This window comes from Streptomyces yongxingensis, from assembly GCF_055597465.1.
This window is the reverse complement of the sequence record NZ_CM145717.1, coordinates 5,919,397-5,944,275: the sequence shown is the minus strand read 5'-3', so window position 1 is coordinate 5,944,275 and position 24,879 is coordinate 5,919,397. Positions and strand designations below refer to the sequence as shown.

At 71.2% G+C, this 24,879-nt stretch carries 22 protein-coding genes and 3 pseudogenes; 8 read left to right on the top strand and 17 right to left on the bottom strand.

Going from position 1 to position 24,879, the window contains the following annotated elements; translation table 11 throughout:
• Positions 1–128 precede the first annotated feature (128 nt).
• The 4 genes from ACZ6TD_RS25630 to ACZ6TD_RS25615 all read left to right on the top strand — a co-directional run bounded on the left by ACZ6TD_RS25630 (position 129) and on the right by ACZ6TD_RS25615 (position 4,882).
• The gene (locus ACZ6TD_RS25630; RefSeq protein ID WP_471358025.1) at positions 129–1,604 is read left to right on the top strand and encodes an AAA family ATPase; all 1,476 of its coding nucleotides are present in this window, start codon (positions 129–131) and stop codon (positions 1,602–1,604) included.
• A 421-nt stretch (positions 1,605–2,025) separates the two neighbouring features.
• Entirely contained in the window at positions 2,026–2,181 is a 156-nt protein-coding gene (locus tag ACZ6TD_RS25625) for a hypothetical protein (protein WP_471341955.1), read from the top strand.
• Between the two features lie 146 nt (positions 2,182–2,327).
• Complete coding sequence (locus ACZ6TD_RS25620) at positions 2,328–2,864, top strand: restriction endonuclease subunit S (RefSeq protein WP_471341953.1); 537 nt, start codon at positions 2,328–2,330, stop codon at positions 2,862–2,864.
• Positions 2,861–4,882, top strand: coding sequence for a type I restriction-modification system subunit M (locus ACZ6TD_RS25615; protein WP_471341951.1), 2,022 nt, complete (start codon positions 2,861–2,863; stop codon positions 4,880–4,882). The genes ACZ6TD_RS25620 and ACZ6TD_RS25615 overlap by 4 nt, the downstream gene beginning before the upstream one ends.
• A 277-nt stretch (positions 4,883–5,159) precedes the next feature.
• Here the strand turns inward: ACZ6TD_RS25615 and ACZ6TD_RS25610 are convergent.
• The 6 genes and pseudogenes from ACZ6TD_RS25610 to ACZ6TD_RS25585 all read right to left on the bottom strand — a co-directional run.
• Positions 5,160–5,450, bottom strand: a pseudogene (locus ACZ6TD_RS25610) (flavoprotein); the annotation flags it as partial.
• Between the two features lie 29 nt (positions 5,451–5,479).
• A pseudogene (locus tag ACZ6TD_RS25605) lies at positions 5,480–5,686 on the bottom strand (helix-turn-helix domain-containing protein); the annotation flags it as partial.
• A 75-nt stretch (positions 5,687–5,761) separates the two neighbouring features.
• Positions 5,762–5,845 (bottom strand): annotated as a pseudogene (locus tag ACZ6TD_RS25600) (hypothetical protein); the annotation flags it as partial.
• 331 nt (positions 5,846–6,176) lie between these two features.
• Positions 6,177–6,620 (bottom strand): PIN domain-containing protein, encoded by a 444-nt coding sequence (locus ACZ6TD_RS25595; RefSeq protein ID WP_471341948.1) that lies wholly within the window; start codon positions 6,618–6,620, stop codon positions 6,177–6,179.
• Positions 6,617–6,877, bottom strand: coding sequence for a ribbon-helix-helix domain-containing protein (locus ACZ6TD_RS25590; protein ID WP_471341946.1), 261 nt, complete (start codon positions 6,875–6,877; stop codon positions 6,617–6,619). The genes ACZ6TD_RS25595 and ACZ6TD_RS25590 overlap by 4 nt, the downstream gene beginning before the upstream one ends.
• A gap of 193 nt (positions 6,878–7,070) precedes the next feature.
• On the bottom strand, positions 7,071–7,400 hold the full coding sequence (locus tag ACZ6TD_RS25585; RefSeq protein ID WP_471341944.1) for a hypothetical protein: 330 nt from the start codon (positions 7,398–7,400) through the stop codon (positions 7,071–7,073).
• Between the two features lie 431 nt (positions 7,401–7,831).
• Here ACZ6TD_RS25585 and ACZ6TD_RS25580 point away from each other — a divergent pair, with 431 nt between their 5' ends.
• Positions 7,832–8,275 carry a hypothetical protein gene (locus ACZ6TD_RS25580; protein ID WP_471341941.1) on the top strand — a complete coding sequence of 148 codons (444 nt, stop codon included), beginning with the start codon at positions 7,832–7,834 and terminating at the stop codon, positions 8,273–8,275.
• Positions 8,276–8,294: 19 nt separating this feature from the next.
• Here ACZ6TD_RS25580 and ACZ6TD_RS25575 read toward each other — a convergent pair whose 3' ends face one another.
• Positions 8,295–8,462: a hypothetical protein gene (locus tag ACZ6TD_RS25575; RefSeq protein ID WP_471341939.1), complete on the bottom strand. Its 168-nt coding sequence runs from the start codon at positions 8,460–8,462 to the stop codon at positions 8,295–8,297.
• Positions 8,463–8,666: 204 nt separating this feature from the next.
• On the opposite strand from ACZ6TD_RS25575, the gene ACZ6TD_RS25570 reads away from it, so the two are divergent.
• Complete coding sequence (locus ACZ6TD_RS25570) at positions 8,667–9,833, top strand: sensor histidine kinase (RefSeq protein WP_471341938.1); 1,167 nt, start codon at positions 8,667–8,669, stop codon at positions 9,831–9,833.
• Entirely contained in the window at positions 9,821–10,495 is a 675-nt protein-coding gene (locus tag ACZ6TD_RS25565; protein WP_471341936.1) for a response regulator transcription factor, read from the top strand. Before ACZ6TD_RS25570 ends, ACZ6TD_RS25565 begins: the two co-directional genes overlap by 13 nt.
• A gap of 191 nt (positions 10,496–10,686) precedes the next feature.
• Here ACZ6TD_RS25565 and ACZ6TD_RS25560 read toward each other — a convergent pair whose 3' ends face one another.
• Together ACZ6TD_RS25560 and ACZ6TD_RS25555 are read right to left on the bottom strand one after the other, a co-directional pair.
• Positions 10,687–13,248, bottom strand: a complete 2,562-nt coding sequence (locus ACZ6TD_RS25560; RefSeq protein WP_471341935.1) for an FtsX-like permease family protein — start codon at positions 13,246–13,248, stop codon at positions 10,687–10,689.
• Positions 13,245–14,021, bottom strand: a complete 777-nt coding sequence (locus ACZ6TD_RS25555) for an ABC transporter ATP-binding protein (RefSeq protein WP_471341933.1) — start codon at positions 14,019–14,021, stop codon at positions 13,245–13,247. Before ACZ6TD_RS25555 ends, ACZ6TD_RS25560 begins: the two co-directional genes overlap by 4 nt.
• Before the next feature lie 333 nt (positions 14,022–14,354).
• Between ACZ6TD_RS25555 and gdhA the strand changes: the two genes are divergently transcribed.
• Positions 14,355–15,701 carry an NADP-specific glutamate dehydrogenase gene (gene gdhA / locus ACZ6TD_RS25550; RefSeq protein WP_471358022.1) on the top strand — a complete coding sequence of 449 codons (1,347 nt, stop codon included), beginning with the start codon at positions 14,355–14,357 and terminating at the stop codon, positions 15,699–15,701.
• Between the two features lie 43 nt (positions 15,702–15,744).
• Here gdhA and ACZ6TD_RS25545 read toward each other — a convergent pair whose 3' ends face one another.
• The 8 genes from ACZ6TD_RS25545 to ACZ6TD_RS25510 form a co-directional block, all read right to left on the bottom strand.
• Positions 15,745–16,854 carry a PP2C family protein-serine/threonine phosphatase gene (locus ACZ6TD_RS25545; protein WP_471341932.1) on the bottom strand — a complete coding sequence of 370 codons (1,110 nt, stop codon included), beginning with the start codon at positions 16,852–16,854 and terminating at the stop codon, positions 15,745–15,747.
• 102 nt (positions 16,855–16,956) lie between these two features.
• A complete protein-coding gene (locus tag ACZ6TD_RS25540; protein ID WP_471341930.1) occupies positions 16,957–17,736 on the bottom strand; it encodes an IclR family transcriptional regulator in 780 nt (259 codons plus the stop codon).
• Positions 17,737–17,867: 131 nt separating this feature from the next.
• A complete protein-coding gene (locus ACZ6TD_RS25535) occupies positions 17,868–18,326 on the bottom strand; it encodes an SRPBCC family protein (RefSeq protein WP_470003233.1) in 459 nt (152 codons plus the stop codon).
• Between the two features lie 94 nt (positions 18,327–18,420).
• A complete protein-coding gene (locus ACZ6TD_RS25530; RefSeq protein ID WP_471341927.1) occupies positions 18,421–19,689 on the bottom strand; it encodes an NAD(P)/FAD-dependent oxidoreductase in 1,269 nt (422 codons plus the stop codon).
• 429 nt (positions 19,690–20,118) lie between these two features.
• The gene (locus tag ACZ6TD_RS25525; RefSeq protein ID WP_471341925.1) at positions 20,119–21,390 is read right to left on the bottom strand and encodes a PucR family transcriptional regulator; all 1,272 of its coding nucleotides are present in this window, start codon (positions 21,388–21,390) and stop codon (positions 20,119–20,121) included.
• 164 nt (positions 21,391–21,554) lie between these two features.
• On the bottom strand, positions 21,555–22,979 hold the full coding sequence (locus tag ACZ6TD_RS25520; protein ID WP_471341924.1) for an amidase: 1,425 nt from the start codon (positions 22,977–22,979) through the stop codon (positions 21,555–21,557).
• On the bottom strand, positions 22,976–24,505 hold the full coding sequence (locus tag ACZ6TD_RS25515; RefSeq protein ID WP_471341922.1) for a sodium:solute symporter family protein: 1,530 nt from the start codon (positions 24,503–24,505) through the stop codon (positions 22,976–22,978). Before ACZ6TD_RS25515 ends, ACZ6TD_RS25520 begins: the two co-directional genes overlap by 4 nt.
• Positions 24,502–24,816, bottom strand: a complete 315-nt coding sequence (locus ACZ6TD_RS25510; protein WP_471341920.1) for a hypothetical protein — start codon at positions 24,814–24,816, stop codon at positions 24,502–24,504. The genes ACZ6TD_RS25515 and ACZ6TD_RS25510 overlap by 4 nt, the downstream gene beginning before the upstream one ends.
• Positions 24,817–24,879 lie beyond the last annotated feature (63 nt).

Below are 24,879 nucleotides of genomic sequence, written 5' to 3'. Positions count from 1 at the left end.
TCAAGGGGTGCACCTGCGGGCACGGTGCAGCGATCCGGGGAGTCGACTCGCGCAGACAGTCCGCCACGCTCGGTGCAGATATAGGAGTATGTTTAATGGAGCCGTACTTCTATCTCCAGGGGCGACGCGTGGACAAGCCTGCCGAGATGTTCGACCGGGATTACGAGTGGTCAGCGCTGAGCCGGTTCATCACCGATCCGCAGCCAGGCGCGACCCTCGGAGTGGTCTCCGGGCGCCGCCGCCAGGGCAAGACGTTCCTGCTGGACGCCGCCTGCCGGGCCGCCGGAGGGTTCTACTTCGGCGCGACCGAAGCCGCCGACGCCGAGTCGCTCCGCCGGATCAGCTCCGCGCTCACCGCCCACGTCAGCCCCGCCAACCCGTTCCACTTCGCCAACTGGTCGGAGGCCGTCGACGCTCTGCTCGCCCTCGGCGCCGAGCGCCCCGTCCCCGTCGTGATCGACGAATTTCCCTACCTCGTCAAGGCCAACCCGGAGCTGCCCTCGATCATCCAGGAGGCCCTACGCCCTCTGCGTGACCAGCGCACCGGCTCCCGGACTCGGTTGCTGCTGTGCGGGTCAGCTTTGTCCTTCATGGGCCGACTGCTGTCAGGCAACGCGCCGCTGCGCGGCCGGGCGGGGCTGGAACTTGTCGTACGCCCCCTCGACCACCGTCTCGCCGCCGAGTTCTGGAACATCACGGACCCCCGTCTTGCACTGCAGGTCAACTCGATCGTCGGCGGCACCCCCGCCTATCGGCGTGAGTTCGCCCGAGGCGACAGCCCGGCCGGGCCCGAGGACTTCGACGACTGGGTCGTACGCACGGTCCTCAATCCCGAGACACCCCTCTTTCGCGAGGCTCGGTACCTCCTGGCCGAGGAACCAGACCTGCGTGACCCCGCCCTGTACCTGTCCGTCCTGGCGGCTGTGGCCGACGGCAACGCCACGCGTGGAGGCATGGCCGGGTATCTGGAGCGCAAGGCCACCGACATCGCACACCCCATCAACGTCCTCGAGGACGCCGGTCTGCTGCACCGCGACGCCGACACCTTCCGCGACAACCGCCCCACCTACCGCATCGCCGAACCGCTGATCGGCTTCTACCACGCCGTCATGCGCCCGGTATGGGACCAGTTGGAGCGCCCCGGCAACGCTGCCCGGGTCTGGCAGGCCAGCCGCCGCCGCTTCGTCAGCAACGTCCTGGGGCCCCACTTCGAGCAGGTCTGCCGCGACTGGGCCCTGCATCATGCCGACGCCGATGTACTCGGTGGCTTGCCCGCCCGCGTAGGACACGGAATAGTCCACGACCCCAAGGCCCGCACCGGCCACGAGGTCGACGTGGCCGTTGTGGGCATCGCCGACGGACACGCCAAGCCCCCGCTCCTGGCCATCGGTGAAGCCAAGTGGAACGACACCATGGGCGTCGCCCACATCGAACGCCTCAAGCACATCCGCGAGCTCATCGCCCAGACCGGCCGCTACGACACCACCCACACCCGCTTGCTGTGCCTCAGCGGAGCAGGCTTCAACGACAAGGCAGACGCCGCCGCTGAGGCCTCACCGAGCATTCAACTCGTCGACCTGACAAGTCTCTACGACCTGACGTAAGCAAGCCGGCGGGGCGGTCGGTACCGGATCAAGCGGTACCGACAGTCGCCGTTGTCCAGGGAGCAGGCGACACAAAAAGTCCCGCTACGAAATGTGATTCACATAATTCCCGTCACGCAACAGAGAGTTGGGACCCTGCGAAGCACCCTTCGCACTCTCGGACGTGTAGAGTTGGGCTACCGAGGCTCGGGGATCCGGGTTTCTGGTGTGGTGCCGGGGGAACGGGCGCGCTCTTCCTTCGCTGCGGCATCGCGCACAGCAGGTGTGGGACCCATGCACGGCCGCACCGCCCGACCGGGCGCCAACCAAGCAAGGCGGTGCGGCCCAACCGTCCCCTCACAGGGACAGAAGGGCAATCCTTATGAGAACTGCCAACGTCCATCATGCCTGGACCTGGCCTTCACAAGCCAGGAAGACAGTGGTGACACTTGTCGTGATCATTGTTGTGGGCTCGGTCGCGGCCGCCATGACAGGGCACGGCCGGGGCGCTCTGAGCGCGGTCACCCTGGCCATGCTTGCCGTGGTTGCGGAGGAACTCCTGCGCGCGGCTCTGCGGTACTGGCTGCGCGCCGTTTGATCCACGACGACATACGAAGGACGGGTCGAGCTGTGCACGGAAGCCGTAGATCCATCGCTCCGCAAGACGCTCGGGGTGACGCCCAGAGCGAGCGGGTTCCGTTGGGGCATCTGAGCAGCGTGACAGCCGGCCCGTCCGGCTCTCTGTTGGAACACCTGCACGACGGTCCCGACGGGGTGCCGGTCATCACACCACCGGACCTCACAGAACACTTCACCGTGGACGCCCGGCGGGTTCGCCGGGTGCCCTCGAGTCAGGCCGAGCGGCTCACCCGATTCGCTCTGCTCGCGGGCGACCTTGTTGTCGTGCGGCAAGGGACACTCGGCCGACTAGCCCTGATCGGGTCCGACCACACGGGCTGGTTCTACAGCTCATCCTGTCTGCGTATCCGGCCACATCGCGATGTGGTGCTGCCTGCATACCTGGCCGCGTACCTGACGCACCCTCCCGTGCGCAGAGAACTGCTGGGGCGGGCGCTTCCCGGCACGGTCCCCTCGCTTAATTCGGCAATGTTGAATCAGCTACCAGTCACCGTGGTCCCTCTGGAGCGCCAGCGAGCCGTCGTCGAAGCTCTCGCCGACATCGACGAGCAGATCAGGATTCAGCGGGAGATGGCCACACGCCTGGAGACCCTTCGACCGTCGGTCTTCGACGAGCTGACCAACCGGTGGCCGCACCAGTGAACGAGAACCGTGTCGGGCCGCTGGCCACCGAGCAACTTGAGAAACTCCTATTTCAGGCCGCCGACATCTTGCGCGGTGATCTGCGAGCCTCGGACTACGGCGAGGTCATCGCGCCGCTGCTCGTCCTCAAGAGAGCCTCGGACCAGCCCGGGCTGCTCACAGTTCCGGACCTCGCCCGCTGGTCCCACGTCGTTACACACCATCCTCGCGAACTGGGAGATGCGCTCAACAGAGCACTATGGGCATTGGAGAAGAGCAATCCCAGAGAGTTGAAGGGGCTCTTCGACCGCGTCGACTTCAACAGGCGGGCCCCCGGTCCATCTGTGCTCCAACGGTTGATCTACCACTTCGACCCGCTGCGACTCAGTGACGACCACCTTGAGTTCGGAGATGTGCTCGGCCGTGCCTACGACGGATTTCTCAGCGCCGTGTCCATGTCCGACAGGCGGAGCGGCGAGTTCTACACCCCGCGTGCCGTATGCAGGCTTCTTGCGGAACTTGTACAACCGCAGAAGGGCCAGTCTGTCTACGATCCGTGCGCGGGCTCGAGCGGCATGCTTCTCCAAGCAGCGCACTACGTGGAACAGCATGACGGGAGCGAAGCGGATCTCGCCTTGTACGGGCAGGAGAGGAACAACGCAGCATGGTTCAACGGCACGCTGAATCTCTTCCTGCACGGCATCAGAGACACGTCCGTATCCGTCAGCGACTGCCTTACCGATCCTCTCCTCAAAAATGGGCACATCAGGCAATTTGATCGCGTACTCACGGCGCCACCGTTTTCGATGAAGTACGTCCGGCACGAGGTCGGTTACCCGGAGCGAATGAGGTATGGCTGGACACCAGGCGCGAATGCCGACCTGATGTTCGTCCAGCACGTACTGGCTGTTCTCCGTCCCGACGGCGTCGGGGCCGTGGTCGCTCCGCACGGGGTGCTCTTCCGGGGCGGTGCGGAGGCCGACATCCGCCGAGGGCTCATCAAGGACGGTCGTCTCGAAGCCGTCATCGGAATCGGGCAGAACGTCTTCCACAACACAGCTCTACCCGCCTGCATCCTGGTGTTGAGGGGGGCCCAGGGCCTACCGAGGTACCGGCGGGGCAGGGTTCTCTTCATCAACGCCGAACGGGAAGTCGCCACAGGCCGTGCGCAGAATCGGCTGGAGCCACAACACGTAGAGAGAATCGTCGAGTCCTTTCAACGCTGGGAGGACATCCCTGGCTTCGCGAGTGTCGTCTCACTGGAGGACATCGCGGCACACGACTTCAACCTCAACATCCGTCGTTACATCGACACCGACCAGTCCGGGGAACCCCTGCTCGACGTCCGAGCCGCACTGACAGGCGGTGTTCCGAGGAGGGAAATTGACCCGGCTAGGCAGAGGTTCCGTGCCTTCGGCATCGATCTGGATGATCTGTTCCAGCCCAGTGGGCCCCACTACGTTGACTTCCTTGAGGAGGGGTACGAGGCGACCGCGGCCCGCATTCCGGAACTGGCTGCTGATCTGGAGCACAGGTTCGTCTTCCGCTCCAGAGACTGGTGGCAGCAGCAGGACCATCTTTTCGCCGATGTGGCCGGCACGAACCGTCTGTTCACCTCAGGTCTCCGCTCCCAGCTTCGCTCATCGTTCTGTGCGGACCTGATGCCATTGGGAATCCTGGGCGAGCACCAATTGACCGGTGTCCTCGCGTCGTGGTGGTCGGACCACGAGGACGACCTCAGAAGCCTCAACCACCGCGGCTTTACCGGTGTGGTCGACCGATGGGACAGTACCCGCCCGAGTTGGTTGGGGACCTCGTGCATCCCGTCCGAACCAGGGATCACGCGCATACTCGACGCCCTTGGGGACGACCTCTGCTCGCGCATCAGGCAGCTTGTCGTCACGGAACGACAGCGTCTGGTCGAGACGTACCTCTCTTGGGGCGATCGATATGCGACCTCGCTGGCCGACCTCGAGCGACAATACGAAACCGCAACAGCTCGACTCAAAGCGCGAATGGCAGCCCTCGGGCATATGTGAGCACACAGGGAGGTTATTTGCCCCGGCCTGGTCTCCGTTCTGGTCTCATTCACCTCCGTCCAGCACCGCCCATCTCCCGCCCAGGCCCAGCTCCGCCGCAGGTCAGGACGTCCCCGAGCGTCGCCGAACCCTCGGACGAACATTTGGAAAGCGTGTTGGGAGCAGCCCCTCACCCTGATCTTCCGTCTCAGTTCCCGTCTCAGGCCAAGGTCAGCGGAGCCAGGGCTCCCAGCCCGTGATCGGCACGCGTAGCGGGTCTGGTGCTCCGTTTCCGCGATCACCGCACCATGGGGCCCAGCAGTTCCAGCGCTCGCTCCCACCGGAACGTGTCGCGACCGCCACCCGCCTTCGGCTGGTACGGCTCGTGGTCGGCGATCAGCACGCCCATGTCCCGTAGCCGCTCCAGGCTCTGCCGGTAGGCGGGATGGGCGGCCTGGGCGGCGTTCAGATAAGGCAGGGCTACGGTGGGGACGCCCAGGCCGTACGCCTCGCACAGGATGCCCACCGCCAGAGTGTCCGAGATCCCGACGGCCCACTTGTTGATCGCGTTGAAGGTCGCCGGGGCGACGACGTACAGGAACGGCTTGCTCCGCTCACTCATGCGGGCACTCCCAGTTGTCGGCTGAAGTGATGATGCTCGGGCACGGCTCGGCGGCGGTCACGGGCGGCCATGTCAGCCACCAGCTCGTGTACGGCCGGCCGGCGGGTGTCCTGGCCCGCGTAGCTTTCGGCGACGCACAGGGCCCGGTAGCCGTCGGCGAGCCTGCCTTGCTGACTGCACGCACGGGCGGCGTCGATCCACACTTCCCGTAACACCCGGGTGTCTTCCGTGCCGCGCCCATTCTCCAACCGGCTCACCTTCGCCTGGCGGTAGCCCAGCGCTGCGGCAACCTGTGCTTGCGAGCGCTTCTGCCTCAGTCGAGCATGGCGGATACCGCGTAATGCGGCTTGTGCATACGTCATGCCCCAGTGGCGCGGACTGCGCTTCGATCTCCCCAGCACACTGGGTGTCGTCGCAGATACACGGGCACCGCGTACTGGCGGCGTTTTGTGGATGGGGCCTACGGCCCGGCAGCCACGCTGGTGGGCTGGAATTCTGGACTGCTTTGGGGCAGCACAGCCAGTGCGGGCCGCCTTTCGGCCGATTAGCAATAATGCAACCTTGCATGGTCGATACGCATAATGCTGTGCCGCTGCGGGGGCGGTTCTTGCGCACCGACCCAGCACGGGTCGGCAACTCCGCATGGGAGAGAGCGAACTGACCTCCGAGGTCTTCCGCAGTGCGGGTGGGACTTCAGAGGGGTAGATCGTCAGGCAGGACGCGAAACGCCTTGTAATGTCCGAGGGGACGTACGGCACGGAAGTCTCGACGGTCCAGGGTGAGGATCGCGTCGGTGTCGTAGTCGGCTGCCAGGGCGACGTTCACCACGTCGGTGAGATCCAGGTCGAGCGCCAGGTAGCGGGATCGGACGGTCTGAGCGATGCCGAGGTGCCCCTCGGTAATCTCCGGTACGGATACTCGGCCGCGGCGCATCCAGCCCCGGATGTCGTCGATCGCGCTCACCGCGGCCTCGCGGCCCAGTTCGCGGGTGGCTACGTGGTCGAGCTCAGAAAGCAGCAATGGCGACATGACGAGCAGACCGGAAGCCATGATGGCCTCCTGCGCCGCGCCATGCTCCGGATGCGTGGAATCGAGCGCTGCCAGCAGGCCGGAGGTGTCAGCGATGACGACGATCACGCAGCAGTTCCTGAACCGGTTTCGCGCTGGGCAGCATCAGCGACGACATCACGCACCTCGTCCTTGGTAAGAGTGCGTCCAGGGCCGGTGAAGGTGCGGGAGAACAGCGGCTCATCCCATACGCGATTGGCCATGGCGGCAAGGTGGATGCCCTGCCGGATGATCTCGGCCTCACTGATGCCGCGGCGCTTGGCGGCCTCCTTGATGATGGCGAGGTCTTCCGGGTCCGCGTAGACATTGGTGCGCTTCATGGACATGTACCTAGAGTAACACATGTACCATATTGATGTATGTCAGTGGTTCGACTCCCCTCGCCCCTAAGACGCGGGGCTTCCAGTTCAGCCGCGCTAGCCCGGACGTGACTTGACGCATCACCCTTTCCAGCAGGTGAGAGTCGGTTTCGCGTCCGCCAGGCCCGGTGATTCCCAAGCTCATGTCGTGTTGCCTTGCTCAAGGCGAGGGCCTGAAGCCAGCGGAAAGGTCCAGGTGAAATGGGGAGCCCGGAGCAGCTGGGGTCCAGCCCTCGCGAAGAGCCAGCTGGATGATCTGAGAAACGCCGGATGGCAGCACAGGCTTGGCCTCGCGACCGAGCCAGTTGCTCGGGTGCGGCTGGTTGGTCGTGACGACGAGCGTTGTCCCGGGGACGTCTGCGTGCTCGACCACGATCGCGCACGGTGACCAGGCCAGGCCCTGGGAGTAGGTCGGCCTGCGTCGCAGCCGCCAGCGGTAGGCCGTGCCGTCGACAATGATGCGCCGTGCGCCCTTGCGGACCAGTGCCATGGCTCCCCCTCGACACTGAGCATGCTAGGTGAGCGCGGGCCTACCGCCCGTCTCAGTTTCCGTCCCATTCAGAGCTTGCGTGTTGGGGGCAACCCCTCATGAGTTCGAATCCCGTATGGCCCTTCGTGGTTTTCCGTCTCGGGCTCGGGTCAGCGGAGCCGCGTGGTCGGTGAACGTGGTGGCGCCGAAGAGGTAGGGCGACCGTGGGGGCCTGCGTCGCCGATCCGCCGAGCCCGATCGCTGTGAACCAAGACGCCCAGGGCGCCTTCGCTGTGGCCGATGACCCCGACGGCATCGCGGCCGGGGCCGGGACCGACGCCGGTACCGGGACCGGGGCCTGAGCGACCCGGGAGCGTGCTTCCGGAAAACGCTTGGTCGGCCGCCGTTCGGGGGCGGTACGTTGGCCGGTATGACCAGCTATCGAAAGGGCCATGCCGCGTAGGCGCCCATCAGCCCTGCGGGGCGACATTCCGGTCCGTATTCCGGTCCGTGTCCTGTGGCGTCGGCGGTATCCGCCGATCGACCGTCTCTCGGGGGCCTGCGCCGCCGATCTGCGTCGGCTCGAGCGCACCCGCTTCTGGCCCGAGGCGATCGAGGAAGCCTTCTGGCACTGGAGGGCCCTGGCCCACGGTCCTCTCAGAGGTGTGACCGATGCGTTCTGGGGGCCTCGGTGCGGGATCTACGAGTGTGGCTGCGATCCCGGATCTTTTCGCGACGTCCTCGAGACCGCACTCCACGCTCTGCCCAAGAAGAGCGCGCGGGAGCTGCGGGTGCTCGTCCTGGCCCTCGACGCCAAGATCACGGCGAGGGCGAGGGTCATTCGCGTGGACGCTCCGGACAGCCCGTGGTGGCGGGGTGCGTTCGAGGTGATGTAGCGGGAGCCGTCGCACCCGCTCAGGCGGTGCGGCGGTCGCGGGTCAGGTAGAGGGCCGTGGCGGAGGCGATGGCGGTGAGGCCGGTGACGCTGCTGACCAGGATCTGCTCGATGCCGTCGAAGGCGAAGTTGGAGGAGACGTTGACGATGGCAGCGAGGGCCAGGACCAGCCAGAGCAGGGACTTCATGAGGGTCCTTTCTGAGGGACCGCCCTTGGTTCGGGCGTTGTATCGGTCGTTCGCTTCTGAGGTCTACGATTCCGCGTTCGCTTCGCCGGCTCGATGGGCCGCGCTCCCGGATCCGTGGTGTAGCGGGCTACACCCCCACCGATTCACCCACCGGTCGGCCCACTCCGCTCCCACGCGCCCAGCCGGTCGCTTAGCCTGACCGCCATGCGGGAGACGGTGCGGCGGGCGGGGTGGGCCTCGGTCGAGTTGTTGCGAGCGGCCGGGCTGGCCCTGGCCTCGTACTTGTCCGTCGCGGTGGTGATCTTCGCCGCCGTGGCCATGGCCACCGTCGTGGGGGCGGGGGTGCTGCCCGAGTCGGTGCTGTTGCTGCGCAGGACGGCCGGGTACAAGCGGCGGCTGGTGGGCGCCTGGACCGGAGAACCGGTGCCCGAGGCGTACCGGCCGCTGACCGGGGAGGCGTTCGCGCGGGCGCGGGCGGCGGTCGGGGACCCGGCCACCTACCGCGATCTGCGCTGGCTCGTGGCGCACGCGGGTTACGGCTGGCTGCTGGCCTGCTGCGCGATGCCGGTGTGGGTGATCGGACTGCTCGTCGACGGGGTGTGGTGCGGGCTGCTGGGGAAGCGGGCCGTGGTGCTGCCGCTGGTCGAGCGGCTCGTCGATCTCGACGCGGCGTGGTCGCGGGCGCTGCTGCTGCCGTCTCCGGAGGCGTTGCGCAGCGCCCGGCTCGCCGAGCGGGTGGAGGAGCTGTCCGAGACCCGGGCGGGCGCCGTGGCCGCGCACGGGGCCGAGCTGCGGCGCATCGAGCGGGACCTGCACGACGGTGCGCAGGCGCGCCTGGTGGCGCTCTCGATGCGGGTGGGGCTGGCGCGGCGCGCGTACGAGAAGGACCCCGACGCGGCGCACAAGCTGCTGGAGGACGCGCAGGACCAGGCGGAGGAGGCCCTCACCGAGTTGCGCCATGTCGTGCGCGGCATCCATCCGCCGATCCTCACCGACCGCGGACTCGTCGGCGCCGTACGGGCACTCGCGGCGGGCAGCGGGCTCGAGGTGTCCGTACGGGACGACGGGGTGGAGGACGGGCCCCGGGCCCCGGCGGCGGTCGAGGCCGCCGCGTACTTCGTGATCGCGGAGGCGCTGACCAACGCGGCCAAGCACAGCGGGGCGCGACAGGCGTCGGTCGGCCTCGTCCGGATGCCCGATAGGTTGAGGGTCGCGGTACGGGACGAGGGGCGGGGCGGGGCCGATCCCTCGGGTGGCAGCGGGCTGCTCGGCATGCGGCGCCGGGTCGCGGCGCTCGACGGGACCGTGGAGATGACCAGCCCCGCCGGGGGGCCGACGCTGATCGAAGTGGAGCTGCCGTGCGTGTGGTGATCGCTGAGGACAACGCTCTGCTGAGGGAGGGCATGGTCCTGCTGCTGAACTCCGCCGGGCACGAGGTGGTGGCCGTCGCCTCCAGCGGCCCCGAGGTGCTGCCCGCCCTCCTCGAACACCGCCCGGACGCGGCCGTGCTCGACGTCCGCATGCCGCCGGGCTTCCGCGACGAGGGGCTGCGCGCGGCGCTCGCGGCGCGGCGGGAGATGCCCGGTCTGCCGGTGCTGGTGCTCTCGCAGTACGTCGAGGAGACCTACGCGGCCGAGTTGCTGGCCGACGGCGCGAGCGGGCTCGGCTATCTGCTGAAGGACCGGGTGGGGCGGGTCGAGGAGTTCCTGGACGCGCTGGAACGGGTGGTCGCGGGCGGTACGGCGCTGGACCCGGAGGTGGTCAAGGAGCTGATGACCCGGCGCCGGAACGATCCGGTGGACTCCTTGACGCCGCGCGAGCGCGAAGTGCTGCACCTGATGGCGGAGGGCCGGGACAACGCGACGATCGCCCGGACGCTGGTGGTCTCGGAGCGCGCGGTCAGCAAGCACATCGGCAATGTCTTCGCCAAGCTGGGCCTGCCGCCGAGCGACAGCGGGCACCGGCGGGTGCTGGCGGTCCTGGCGTACCTCAACAAGGGGGCGGGGCAGGGGGAGTCGGCGGACAGGCGGTAAGGCCGAGCCCGGTGCGGGTCTCGGCCCCGACGGGGATCGCGGCCCCGGCCCCGGCGGTATTCGCGGCCGCGTCAGCCGTGGCTTTCCCCGCCCCGCCCCTTCCCGAAAGAGGGGGCTCCGCCCCCTCACCCCCGCCAGGGCTCCGCCCCGGACCCCGCTCCTCAATCGCCGGAGGGGCTGGAGAGTTCCCCTCAATCGCCGGAGGGGCTGGAGACCCTCCGCGGGTACCGCCCCCGCAGCGTCGACCACACCGGTGGCAGCGAGCCCGCCGCCGCCGTGGCCACGACCACCGAGACGATCGCCGCGGCCTGCACCGGCGGCAGGTACGGCAGCGTGCCGGCCGTAGCCGCGCTGAAGGCCAGCAGCGGTACGGACGCCACGGCCGCCCCCACCACCAGGCCGGTCACCACCGTGGCCGCCGCCTCCAGCCGTAGCATGCGGCGCAATTGGCCGCGGCACGCGCCCGCGAGCCGCAGCAGGCGCAGTTCTGGGCGGCGTCCGGTGGCGATGAGGGCGAGGGTGCTCAGGACGGCGATCACGGTGAAGGCCCCGATCGCCGCGACCACCGCCACCGACACCACCTCGGCCAGCGCCTGGCCCTCCGCCTCGCCCCTTACCGGCGCCGGGTCCCACTCCACCCGGGCCCCGGGCACCGCTCGCGCCAGCGCCTTCGTGAGCGCCTTACGGTCGGCATCGGGCGCGGCCGCGACCAGGACCCGCCCCGCGCCGGGCATCGAAGTGTGGCGCAGCAGCTCATCGCGGGAGAGGAGGAAGTCCCCGAGCGCGATGGAGCGTTCGTACGTCGCCACGACCCGCAGCCGCGCCTCCTGGCCGTCGCCGAACCGCAGGGTCACCGTGGAGCCGGGCCGTGCGCCGAGGGAGTCCGCGCGGTCGGCGCCGACGGCGACCGTGCCGGGCCGCAGCCGGGCGAGGTCCCCGTTCCGCACCCCCGGGTCGAGGGTGCGCGTCAGCCGCTCCGGGGTGACGCCGAAGACCGGCAGCCGCTCGAGTTCGGGCGAGCCGAGTTGGCTCCGCGCCAGCAGCACCGTGCCGGGGACGGCCTCCGTCGCCGTCCGCACCCCCGGGACCTCGCGGATCCGCATCACCGCACCGGCCGTAAGGCCGCCGTCCGCGCGCACCGCCACGTCGGCGCGCAGCACCTGGCGGGCCTGGGCGTCCCCCGCGTGGGTCATCGTCGCGCCCCCGGAGAGCTGGACCCCGGCGAACGCGGTGACCAGCACGATCGGGGTGATCGCCGCGCCCAGCCGGTGGGCGGACGCGGCGCAGTTGGCGGCGGCGAGGCGGCCGCCGGGGCCGAACAGCCGCAGCGGGGCGCCGAGCAGCCGCATCGCCCCCTCCGCGATCCACGGCCCCAGCACCGCGCAGGCGATCACCATCGTCACCGCCGCCGCACCGGCCGCGGCCGCCGCGGTCGCGCCCTGCTGGAGGGCGGCCGTTCCGGCCGAACTCGCGCCCACGCCCAGCAGCACCAGCCCGGTGATGCCCCGCGCCCTGCCGGGTGCCCGCTCGCGCAGCGCCTCCGCCGGGCGCGCCGTGGCGGTCCTGGAGCAGCCGATGAGCGCCGCGATGCGGGCCACCAGGGCGGTGACGGCGGCGGTGGCCAGGGGTGCGGGCCACAGCAACGGGGGCAGCGTCAGCTCGAGTCCGGTGGGCAGCGCGCCCCGCGCGTCCAGCAGCGCGCGCAGCCCCAGGTACGCGGGGGCCGCCCCGGCCGCGCCCACCAGCGCCGCCCAGGCCGCGACCCGCCCGACCTCCCGGCCCACCGCACCGCGCAGCTGCCGGGGTGTGGCGCCGACCGCCCGCAACAGGCCCAGTTCACGGGAGCGTTGGCGCAGCGCCTGGACGATGGTCGACGACACGACGAGCAGCGCCACGAGGACGACGGCTCCGGCCACGGAGCCGAGCGCCGCCAGCAGCTCTGCACGGGCGGGCGCGGCGGCCAGGAACTCGGCCTCGCCGCGCTCGCGTCCGGTCAGGACGCGCACGGTGGCCGGGTCGCCGTCCGCGCGGTGCCCGACGTCGGTGACACCGGCCGTGTCCAGGGCCTTCCGCACCCGCCCGGCCAGCTCCCCCGGGCCCGTGCCGGGCCCGGCGACGACCCCGATGGCGTCCAGGGCTTCCGGGTGTCCGGACAGGCGCCGGGCCTCGGCGCCGGTGAACCAGACGGCCGTACGGGGACCGTCGGCGACGCCCACGACGGTGTACGCCGCGTCCCGGCCGGCCACGCGCAGCGTCAGCCGCGCGCCGATGCGGCCCACGCCGCCGCGACCCGCCCCACCGCCCACCACCACCTCGTCCGTCCGCTGCGGGGCGCGGCCGGTCCGTAGCGCGTACGGCGCCAGGCGGGCGGTCTCCCAGGGGTGGCCGGTGGCGGACCGGCCCGCGAGGCCCACCGGGAATTCCACGTCGGCGACGGCCGTCCGCACCCCGGGCACCCCGCGCACCACGCTCAGCGCCGTCCGGGGGATCCGGACCCGCTCGGTGAGCCCGGCGCTCGCGGTCTCGCGCTCGCCCAGGGACGTCGCGCTGAAGCGGGTGGTCTGGTCGCCGGCCACCACGAGGTCCGCCCCGGCGTACCGCTCCACCCGTGGCTGCGCGCTCCAGGCCGAGACGAGGGTCAGCCCGAAGGCGCCGAGCAGCAGGGAGGTGAGGGCGAGCGCGGCGAAGACGGCGGTCCACGCCTTACGGTGGGCACGAGTGGCGCGCGCTGCCAGTAGGGCGGCCACCTTCATGCCGTCCGCCCTCCCAGGTCCTTGAGGACGCGGCGGATGTCGGTCGCCTCCGGCCGCTCCTGCCGCCAGACCAGCTTCCCCCGCATCAGGAACAGCGCCTCGTCGGCCCAGGCGGCGGCGAACGGGTCGTGGGTGACCATGACGACCGTATGGCCGTCACGGTCGACGGCCTGCCGCAGGAGCGTCAGCACCCCCTCCGCGGCGGCGGGGTCGAGCGCCCCGGTCGGCTCGTCGGCGAAGACGATGTCGGGCGAGGTCACCAGTGCGCGGGCGATCGCCACCCGCTGGCACTGCCCGCCGGACAGTTCGTACGGCATGGCGCCGCCCCGGTCCCCCAGCCCGACCGCGGCGAGCGCCCGCAGGTCCCGGCCGTCGACGCTCCGGCCGCCGAGCATCAGCGGCAGGGAGACGTTCTCCGCGACACTCAGCGACGGCACCAGGTGGTGCGCCTGGAAGACGAAGCCGATCCGCTCCCGCCGCAGCCGGGTCAGCGCCGCCTCGTTCAGCGAGGACAGCTCCGTGCCGCCGATGCGCACCGTGCCCGCCGTCGGCCGGTCCAGCCCGGCGGCGCACTGCAGCAAGGTCGACTTCCCGCATCCCGAGGGGCCCATCACCGCGAGGAACCGTCCGCGCGGCACCGTCAGATGGATGGGGTGCAGCGCCACGGCCCCCGGCCGGTACTCCCGGGTGACCCCGTCCAGGGTCAGCGCATGGTGCCAGGTCCCCGTCCGCTCCGCGGTGGCCGTCGTACGGCCGCGCCACTGCCGGTTCATCTCTCCGCCCCTCTGTCGCGCCGGGCGGATAAACGGGTCCGCCGGTCATGAAGAACGCTAGAAACGGGCGCGGGCGGGCGGGAGAGAGCGCGGTCCCGTACCGGGAGGGGTGCGGGGCTCCGGCCCGGGGGTGGAGCCGGCTCCACCCCCTCTCGATCTCCGCAGGTCGTCCCGGGTCCTCCCCCGGTCTGTCCCCCGCCCCTCCCCGGTCTTCCCGCTTCGCGGCCGACTCCCCGGGCGCGCCGCCATGGTGAACCCCGCCGGGGACAAGATCCTGGACCCCCACAGGACCGGCATATGAGACAGAAGACCACAGAGAGGCACCAGCCACCCATGGACGTCAGCGCCCGTATCGAGGCCCTCTACGCGCAGATCACGCACCGCAACCCCGGGGAGTCCGAGTTCCACCAGGCGGCGCGCGAGGTGCTGCCGGCCCTCGCCCCCGTGCTCGGCGCGCATCCGGAGTATCTGGAGGCCGGGATCGTGGAGCGGCTGTGCGAACCGGAGCGGCAGCTCGTCTTCCGGGTGCCGTGGGTGGACGACGACGGCGAGGTCCAGGTCAACCGGGGCTTCCGGGTGGAGTTCAACAGCGCGCTGGGCCCCTACAAGGGCGGCTTGCGCTTCCACCCCAGCGTCGATCTGGGCATCGTGAAGTTCCTCGGCTTCGAGCAGATCTTCAAGAACGCGCTGACCGGCCTGGCCATCGGCGGCGGCAAGGGCGGTGCGGACTTCGACCCCAAGGGGCGGTCGGACGGCGAGGTCATGCGGTTCTGCCAGTCCTTCATGACCGAGCTCCACCGCCACCTGGGCGAGCACACCGATGTCCCGGCCGGGGACATCGGGGTGGGCGCCCGCGAGATCGGCTATCTCTTCGGCCAGTACAAGCGGCTGACCAATCGCTTCGAGGCCGGTGTGCTGACCGGTAAGCCGGTCGCGTGGGGCGGTTCACCCGCGCGTACCGAGGCCACGGGGTACGGCACCGTCCACTTCGTCCAGGAGATGCTGCGGACCCGCAAGAGGGATCTCGACGGCCTTACGGTCGTCGTCTCCGGGTCCGGCAACGTGGCCCTCTACGCCATCGAGAAGGTGCACGCCCTCGGCGGCCGGGTGGTGGCCTGCTCCGACTCCTCCGGCCATGTGGTCGACCCGGACGGTATCGACATCGCGCTGCTCAAGGAGATCAAGGAGGTCCGGCGGCAGCGGCTCTCCGCCTATGCCGACGCCAAGCCGGGTGCCGTCTTCTCCGGCCGCGGCTCGGTCTTCGAGCTGCCCTGCGAGGTCGCGCTGCCCTGCGCGACCCAGAACGAGCTGACCGAGCAGAGCGCGATCGCCCTGGTCAAAAACGGTGTACTGGCCGTGGCCGAGGGCGCCAACATGCCCTGCACCCCGGCGGCGATCGAGATCTTCCGGGAGGCCGATGTGCTCTTCGGCCCCGGTAAGGCCGCCAACGCGGGCGGTGTGGCCACCTCCGCGCTGGAGATGCAGCAGAACGCCTCCCGCGAGCGCTGGACCTTCGCCCAGACCGAGGCCCGCCTCGCCGCCGTCATGACGGAGGTCCACACCCTGTGCCGGACCACCGCCGACCGCTACGGCTGCTCCCCCGACGACTACGCCCTGGGCGCGAACGCCGCCGGATTCGTACGGGTGGCGGAGGCGATGGCCGCCCAGGGCGTCGTCTGAGCCGATCCGTCGGAGGCGCCGAGCGGGGCAGACCGGGTCACGGCTACGGCACATCCGCCACCCTGCGCACCGCGCCCAGCACCGGCTTGCGGAGCAGTAGCAGCGCCGCGTCGTCGTGGAGGCGGCCGCCCACATGGGACAGCAGTTCGTCATGGAGCGCGGCGAGGGTGCGGGACGGCTCGTCGCAGATGTGCCGCGGCACCCGCTCCAGCAGCGGGAAGTACTCCCGGCCGCGGTCCCGCGCCTCGATGACCCCGTCGGTGTAGAGCAGCAGTTGGTCGCCCTCGGCGAACGGCACCACCTGGAGGCTCGGCAGTTCGCCGCCCAGGGAGGCCAGGCCGAGCGGCGGGGCCGGGCGGGTGGGCTCGACGGCGACGATCCCGGTCTCGGCGACCAGCAGCGGCGGGGCGTGTCCGCAGTTGACGAGCTCCATACGGCCCTCGTTGGGGCATCCGGCGACCACGGCGGTGACGAAGTCGTCGGGCGCCAGGTTGCGGGACAGGCTGCGCTCGATCCTGGCGACCACGTCGAGCAGGTTCGGCTCGTCGTAGGCGGCCTCGCGGAAGACGCCGAGCACCAGCGCGGCGGTGCTCACCGCGGGCAGCCCCTTGCCGCGTACGTCGCCGACGATCAGCCGGACCCCGTACGGGGTCGGCAACAGGGCATAGAGATCGCCCCCCACCCGTGCCTCCGCGGCGGCGGCGCTGTAGCGGACCGCCACCTGGAACTGGCCGACCCGGGCGGGCACCGGTGTGAGCAGGGCGTTCTGGGCGGCCTCGGCGACCGAGCGGACGGCGGCGAGGACCTGCTCACGGCGTCTGCGCATGGCGCTGGCCCCACAGCTCGCCAGGGCCACGGCGGCGGGCGTGGCCAGGATGATCGCCTGGGTGCGCACCGATTCATGGCCCTGGGTGCCCAGCAGCGCGCCCACCGCCACGGCGAGCAGGCCGATCCGCATCACCCCGTACGGTCCGGAGTGGGCGGCGGCGAGCGCCGGGCCGACGGCAAGCAGTGGCAGCCAGGCCAGCCCCTCCGAGGTCGCGAGGGCGAGCAAGGCCACACCACAGATGATGATGACGGGGACCGCGGGGGCTATGAGCCCAGTGCCGTCCGATCGGTCCGGGTCGTACGGGCGGAGTCGGGCCGGGAACATGACCTGCTTCGCTGCTCTCTCTCCACGGGGGCAAGTGATACCGAGGGTGTCCGTTTCATCCAGAGAAACAGCGGTTCGATAGCTTCGGCAAGCCCCGCCTTTTCAGATAGTGAGCGAGAGGTTCCTGCTCACCCGGCTCGCCGTCGGCACCAGGCGGGTCCGGAACAGCTCACGGTGCGGATCCGCCTCCGTCAGCCGGGCCAGCCGGTCCGCCCGCAGCGAGATCCCGAGCGAGCCGAGCCGGTCTCCGTAGTAGATCGGCACCGCGAAGCAGACCGTGCCCAGAGCGTACTCCTCCAGGTCCGCGACCAGGGGACTTCCGGTCGGGGAGTCCAGGCGGCGCAGCAGGTCGTCGGAGCGGGTGACGGTGCGCGGGGTGAGATCGACGAGCGGATGGCGGGAGAGATAGTCGTGGCGGGCCTCGTCGTCCAGCTCGCGCAGCACGCATTTGCCCAGCGCGGTGGCATGTCCGGCGTCCTCGAACCCCACCCACAGGTCGACCCGGGGCGCCTGCGGGCCATCGACGATTTCCGCGACCCGGATCTCGCCCTCGTCGTAGAAGGTGAGGTACGCGGCGGCGGAGAGCTCGTCGCGCAGCGCGGCCAGGGCGGGCCGGACCCGGGCGAGCATCGCCTGATCACGGCTGCCGGACTCGAGGGCGCGCAGTTTGTCGCCGATCACGAAACCGCCGTCGTCCAGCCGGTGCACATAACCCTCATGGACCAGCGTCCGCAGCAGGTGATACGTGGTCGCCAGCGGCAGCCCCGTCTCCCGGGCGAGACGCTTGGCCGGCGCACCGCCCTCGTGCGCGCCCACCGCCTCCATCAGCCGGAAAGCCCGCTGAACGGATGAGATCAGCGTAGGCGCCGTTTGCGCACCCATGCATCCAGCTTGCTCCCGATATCACCGGATGAGCAAGATCTGATCTTCATGGAGACGCGCGACGAGGGCGCCGGCCGGTGCGGTCGGCGCCCTCGCGGGCTTATGGATCGGTTCGGTTCGGTGCGCCGCGGTCAGCCGGGTGAGATCCGGCCGCGCCAGGCGCCTTCCGCCTCACCGCGCTGCTCGATGAAGTCCTTGAACCTCCGCAGGTCCCCCTTCACCCGGCGGTCGAGCGTCCCGGTCATGTCCGCGGCCTTCTCCGCCATCCCGCTCGGCTCGAAGACCATCGCCAGATTGACCCGGGTGTGGCGCTCGTCCACGGGCTCGAAGGTGACCAGGCCCTGCTGCTGGACATCACCGGAGGTGGTGCGCCAGGCGATGCGCTCGTCGGGAAGCTGATCCACGATCTCGGTGTCGAACTCCCGGTGCACACCGGCAATGGAGGTCGCCCAGTGGTTATGGCGATCGTCCACCTGGGTGACCTGGTCCACGCCTTCCATGAACCTCGGGAACTCGGTGAACTGAGTCCACTGGTTGTACGCGGTGTGGAGCGGAACCCCAACCTCGACGGTCTCCCGCACGGTGCTCATCGGTGACTCCTTTCGACGTTGTCGCGTCGCTCACCACGGCGGGTTTCCGGGACCGCCGAGCCGAAACATGAGCAGGCGGGAAGAGAGGGTCCGCTCAGCGCAGCGGGTGCAGCGGGGCCAGTTCGGCCGGGGAGGTGCCGGTCGCGATGGCGTCGGCCAGCAGCCGTCCGCTGAGCGGGCCGAGCGCCACGCCCCACATGCCGTGCCCGCCGTTGACGTAGACGCGCGGCGAGCCGGTCGGGCCGACCAGCGGCAGCCCGTCGGGGGTACAGGGGCGGGCGCCGACCCAGGTGTCCGTACGGGCCTCCCAGTCGATGCCCCGCAGCAGCGGACGGGCCGCCGCGATGATCGCCTGTATGCGGCGCGGGTCCACCGGCCGGTCCGCCGGGGCCAGCTCCATCATTCCGGCGACCCGCACCCGGCCCTCGCCCAGCGGGGTGCAGACGACCTTCTGGGCCGCCAGATACGTGGGACGGGTGGGGGCGCCCTCGGCCGGGACGCTGAAGCTGTAGCCGCGTCCGGCCTGGACCGGCACCCGGACCCCGAACGGGCGGACCAACGGGTCCAGCCAGGCCCCGGTGGCCACGACGGCGACGTCCGCGCGGAGTTGGCCCCCGGAGGTGGTGACGGCCACGCCCGCCCGCCCGAGGTCCCGGATACCGGACACCTCCGTCCGCTCCAGGATCTCGCCGCCGCGCTCGCGTACCGCGTCGGCGAGGGCGCGGACGAAGTTCCCGGGGTTGAGATAGCGCTGGCCGTGGAGTTCCACGGCCGCGCCGATGCCGTCGCCCAGCGCCGGCTCCAGCGCACGGGCCCGGTCCCCGTCGATCCGCTCGTACGCGATTCGGAAACCGGCCGCGCGGGCGTGCTCCAGCTCCTCGACCATCGCGGCCCGCTCGGCCGCGGTGCGGAAGGCGATCAGACAGGGTTCGGCGGGCCGGGTCGGCTCCGCGACGCCGTCCGCCGCGAGCGCGTCGTACGCGTCCAGCGCATGGCGGTTCAGCGTGGCGAAGGTGGCGGCCAGGACCCGCCAGCGGCGCGGGGTGCAGTTCCGGGTGAAGGTGAGCAGGAAGCGGGCGAGCCGGGGGTCGGGCCGGGGCGGGATGTAGACGGGCGACGCGGGGGAGACCAGGCTGCGCAGCCCGTAGCGGAGCGCCGCCGGTTCGGGCAGCGGCAGCGTCAGGGCCGGGGACAGCCAGCCCGCGTTCCCCCAGGACGCCCCGGCCGCGGGGTGGCGCCGCTCCACGACGGTGACCTCGACGCCGTGGTTCCGCAGCGACCAGGCGGTGGCGAGGCCGACCATGCCCGCGCCGATGACGATGGCGCTGCGCGGTGGGCGGGACGGACCGATGGCAGTGGGCACGGATGCGCTCCTTCCCATGGGTGAAACGCCATCATCGGGGGAGGGGGCCGGGCACCGCACTGGCCCGGAGGCCGAGAGCGCACGGCCCGGCCTTGTCGCCGGGGACAAAACGGAGTCTTGTCACCGGCGGCTCTTCTCCCTCCCCGCCCCTTCCCGCGGCAGCGGCATCGCTATGCGGCATCGATACGCGGCTCCGCCACGTGCGGGCTCCGCCCCAGGCCCCGGGTCAGGGCTCCGCCCCAGACTCCGGACCGAAGCTCTCCCCCATCCCGCGGCATCGATACGCGGCTCCGCCGTGTGGCAGGGCACCGCGCCAAACTCCGGGGTCCAGGGGCGGAGCCCCTGGTATCGGGAAGGGGCGGGGAGGGGAACAGCCCGCCGCAGGCGTCACGACCCCTCGGACACTCCCCAAGGCCCGCCGGTCAGGGCCTACGGCAATCGCAGCGCGCGCAGCCGCAGCCGCAGCCGGATGTCGAACGCGGCCGCGGGGTCGCTCAGATCGAGCCCGGTGATCTCCTGCGCCCGCCGCAGCCGGTAGCGCAGGGTGTTGGGGTGGACATGAAGCTGACGGGCCGCCAGCCGGGCGTCCTCTCCGGCGGCCAGATAGCGGTCCACGCTGTCCAGCAGTGCGGTGCCGCGCCTGCGGTCGTAGTCCTCCAGCTCCGCGAGCGCGCCCAGCGGATCGTGGCCCGCCTCGACGGCCAGGTCCACGGTCCGCATGAGCAGGGCGTCCAGTTGGACGTCGCGGATATGGGCGGTGCGTGCCGCCGCGCCGAGCCGGGTGAGCAGCCGGACCACCAGCTCGGCGTCGGCGCGTGAACGGCCGAGCCGACCGGGCCCGGGGACGGTGCGGCCGACACCGGCCGCCGTCCCCGGCAGCTCCCCCACGGCCCGCAGCAGCCGCTGTTCGTCACCGACCGGCACCACGGCATAGCCCACACCGTCGGCCTCCGCGCTGAGCCCACCGGGCCGGAACGCCGAGAGCCTGCGGTCGAGGTCGGCGAGGGCTCGGCGCAGCGGATCGCCGGGCGGGCCGTCGTACGGACCGTCGTACGGGCAGTCGTACGCACCGTCATACGTGCTGTCGTACGGGCCGGGGGCGGGCGCGGGCGCCGACGGCAGTGGGCGGACGGCGACCACGGCCAGCGGTCCCGGCGCCAGCGAGAGCTCACGGGCCGTCTCGACGGCCTCGTCCCCGCCGCGAAGCAGCGCCCGCACGGCGGCGGTCCGCCGCGCGTCCGCGGCCATCCGCCGCTCGGCCTGCCGGGCGAGCAGGGGCGCGAGCAACGCGGCCGACTCCTCCAGGGCGGCCCGCTGCTCCGGGGACGGCGAGGAGGGCACGATGGCCCAGATGGAGCCGATGGCCGTATCACCGGCCCGGATGGGCATGATCGCGCGCGGCAGGATCCCGGCCCCGCGCAGATCCGCGTAGAACGGGCCTGAGGAGCCCGCGAGCCGCTCGTCCAGATGCTCGGTGCGCAGCAGGGTGCGGTACCGGTCGGGCACCCGGCGGCTGAGGATCGTGGCGACGCGCGCGTCGTCCGAGTTCTCCTGGCCGGGGGAGTAGGTGATCAGCTCGGACGCGTCGTTCTCGATGGTGACCGGGCCACCGGCCAGCCCGGCGGCCCTGGTCGCCAGCGAAAGCAGGCCGTCCGAGGCGTCGTCGTACGAGGAGTCGTCGTACATGGCTCCTCCGCTCATCAGCGCCGGTGGTCGTCACCGCCGGGTGGTCGTCGCCGGGGCACTACCCGGACCCGTTCACTCTGATGCTCGAAGCCACGGATTATCCAGGGGTGTGCGGGCGGTAACGGATGGATTTCACCCTCCGCCGCCCGCTCGGCCGGCCCCCCCCGGCGCCCGCCCGGCTACTCGATCCCCGCCGGGCGCCGCCGCCAGTGCCCGGTGGCCTGCTCGAAGGCGTGGCCGACCTGGAGGACCGCGAAATCCGCCCGGTGCGGTCCGACGATCTGCACCCCGACGGGAAGCCCGCCGGGCGTGAACCCGGCCGGTACGGACAGCGCGGGACTGCCGGTCGAGCTGACCAGATACGCCGAGCGCATCCAGTCCAGATAGTCGTCCATGGCCACCCCGGCGATCTCGGTCGGGTACTCGATGCCGACGTCGAACGGCACCACCTGGCTCACCGGCAGCAGCAGCACGTCGTAACGGCCGAAGAACTCCCGGACGCGGTGGTAGAGCAGGGTGCGCAGCACCTCCGCGCGGCCGATGTCCGGCCCGGTGAGCTTGCGCCCCTCCTCGGCGTTCTCCCGGATCGCCCGCTTCAGCCCGTCGGGGTGGCGGTCCATGAGCGCGCCGAAGGCGACCTCGAAGATCGAGGCGCGCAGCGTACGGAAGACCTCCTCGGCCCCGGTCAGGTCCGGGCAGGCCCGCTCCACGGCACAGCCGAGGCCGGTGAAGACCTCCGCCGCCGACTCGACCACCGCGGCCACCTCGGGCTCGACCGGCACCAGCCCCCCGAGATCCGGCGACCAGGCCACCCGCAGCCCCGTCAGATCGCGCTCGAGGGGACGGGCGAAGCGGGCGCCGGGCTCCTCCAGGGCGATCGGCGACCGCGCGTCGGGCCCGGCGATGGCGGACAGCAGCAGCGCGGTGTCGGCGACGGTACGCGCCAGCGGCCCCTTGACGCCGAGGGTGCTCCAGGCGGTCGCGGCGGGCCAGGAGGGGACGCGCCCGGGCGATGGGCGCAGCCCCACGACATTGCAGAACGAGGCCGGGTTGCGCAGCGAGCCGCCGGTGTCGCTGCCGTCCGCGATCGGGATCATGCCGGAGGCCAGCGCGGCCGCCGCGCCCCCGCTGCTGCCGCCCGCGCTGCGGCCCAGGTCGTAGGGGTTGTGGGTGGCGCCGAATATGGGGTTGAAGGTGTGCGAACCGGCCGCGAACTCGGGCACGTTGGTCTTCCCGATGGTGATCGCCCCGGCGGCCCGGATCCGCTCGATCAGCAGATCGTCCTGGTCGGGCACGCCGTCGGCGAGCGGCGAGCCATGGCTGGTGCGGATGCCCGCGGTGTTGTGGGTGTCCTTGTGGGCGATGGGCAGCCCGTGCAGCGGCCCGAGCTCCTCCCCCGCCGCGATCCGCTCATCGGCCTGCCGGGCGGCCTCGCGGGCGCGGTCCGCGACGAGGGTGACGATCGCGTTGACGGCCGGGTTGACCCGTTCGATACGGGCCAGATGGGCCTCGAGCAGCTCGCGCGCGGACAGCTCGCGGGAGCGCAGCAGCGCACTGAGGTCCAGTGCGGTCCTGAAGCAGAGATCGTCATCCGTCGTCGTCACGGTCGCTCGCCTTCCTCGATGGTCATCGCTGCGCGGGTCTTCCGACCGCGGGCCCCGTAAGGCTCACGGTCCTCACGGGCCCCAAGGGCGGACTCCATGGTTGGGGAAGCGGCCGGACGGGGGAAGAGCGCCGTCACGGCGACCGCCACCAGCACATTGACCGCCAGCGCGACCAGGCCCGCGTTCACATGGTGGGTCTCCACCTCGGCCAGGGTCAGCCAGGTCACCACCGCTTCACCGGTCACCAGGCCCGCCAGCGCCCCCGGGGCGGTCAGCAGCCGCCGGCGGCCGATCGCCGCCAGCAGCCCCGGCACGATCTGGATGAAGCCGCTCACCGTGAGCAGTTGGAGGTCGGCCAGCAGCCCCGGCCGCAGGATGCCGAGGGTGAGCGCGAGTCCGATGGCCAGGACGACCACGCTGTGGTTGACCGCCATCCGGGCCGCCTCCCGGCGGGCGGGCAGCAGATTCCGCGCCACCAGGGTCGAGATCCCGACGCACATCGCCCCGGCCGGCACCATCGCGGACGCCGCCGCGGCCACCACGACCAGCCCGGTGGCCCAGCCCGGCAGGGCGCCCTGGGCGAGCGTCAGCAGAATCCCGTCCGGGTCCCCGGCCCCTTCTCCGCCCCCGCCCGGCCGGGCCACCAGCACCCCGGTGAACCCGATGGTGATCGGGACCATCAGCGCGATCTGGTAGAGCGGCATGAAGACGTTGTTGGTGCGGATGGCCCTCGGTCCGCCCGCCGCCATCAGCGGCGGCCAGTGGTGCGGGGTGGCCATCAGCCCGCCCGCGAGCGCCGAGGTCAGCACGCTGGTCGTCCACCACATCCGGTCGCGCTCCCCGGAGTGCACGGTCAGCATCTGCGGCTGGACCTCGTGCACCTGCCGGAACACCTCGCCCAGACCGCCGGTGTAGTGCAGCGGGATGGCGATGGCCAGGACGAGCATGACGCCGAGGGTCAGCACGTCCTTGAAGTACGCGCTGTTCTTGAGCCCCCGGATGCCCGACCACAGTACGAACGCCGCCGTCAGCACGGAGGCCAGCACCATGCTCAGCCGCCCGGAGGCCGTACTGCCGGTGACCAGCCCGACGACCATGCCGAGCCCGGTGATCTGGAGCTGGAGGTACGGGATCAGGAAGACCAGGCCGATGACGGCGATGACCTTGCCGTACAGCGGGCTGCCGTACCGCTGGGTGAAGTAGTCGGCCTGGGTCAGATAGCCGTGCCGCTCACCCAGCCGCCACAGCCTGGGCTGGATGAAGTAGAGCAGGAGGAAGGCGAGGGCCAGATAGACCATCGCGTACGTGGCCGCGTTGCCGCCCGCGTACGCGACACCGGCGACGCCGAGGAAGCTGAAGGTGGTGAACACCTCGCCCGCTTGCAGGAACCACATGGCGAGGGTGCCGAAGTTCCGCTGGCCCACGGCCCATTCGGCGAGATCGGTGGTGCGGCCGGTCCGGCCCAGGAAACCGCACAGGGCGAGGGCGCACATGCCCAGCAGGGAGACCGCGAGGACGACGTTCACCGCTGTTCACCGCCCGCCCGCTCGCGGGGGCGCCACAGACCCCATTCGACGGCGGCGAGCGCGGGGGTGAGCGCGAGCACCCAGACGCAGATCCAGACGTACAGCGACGGCATCCCGAACCACAGCCGCTCGGCGTTGACGAACGGCAGCCATACGGAGGCGAGGAGGGCCAGCGCGGGGGCGGCGGGCAGCAGGAGGAGCCAGTCGCGCCACGTTCTCCTGGCGGAGGCGGGCGCGGGGGCGGGGCCGGGGGCGACGCCAGGGTCCGGGCCGGGGCCCGGGCTGCCGGGATCTTCAGCTTCGGCCGACACGGTACCTCCTGGGCGCGAGGGGACTGCGCGGCATTCAACAGGCCGTGCGGCCCGCCGGGCATC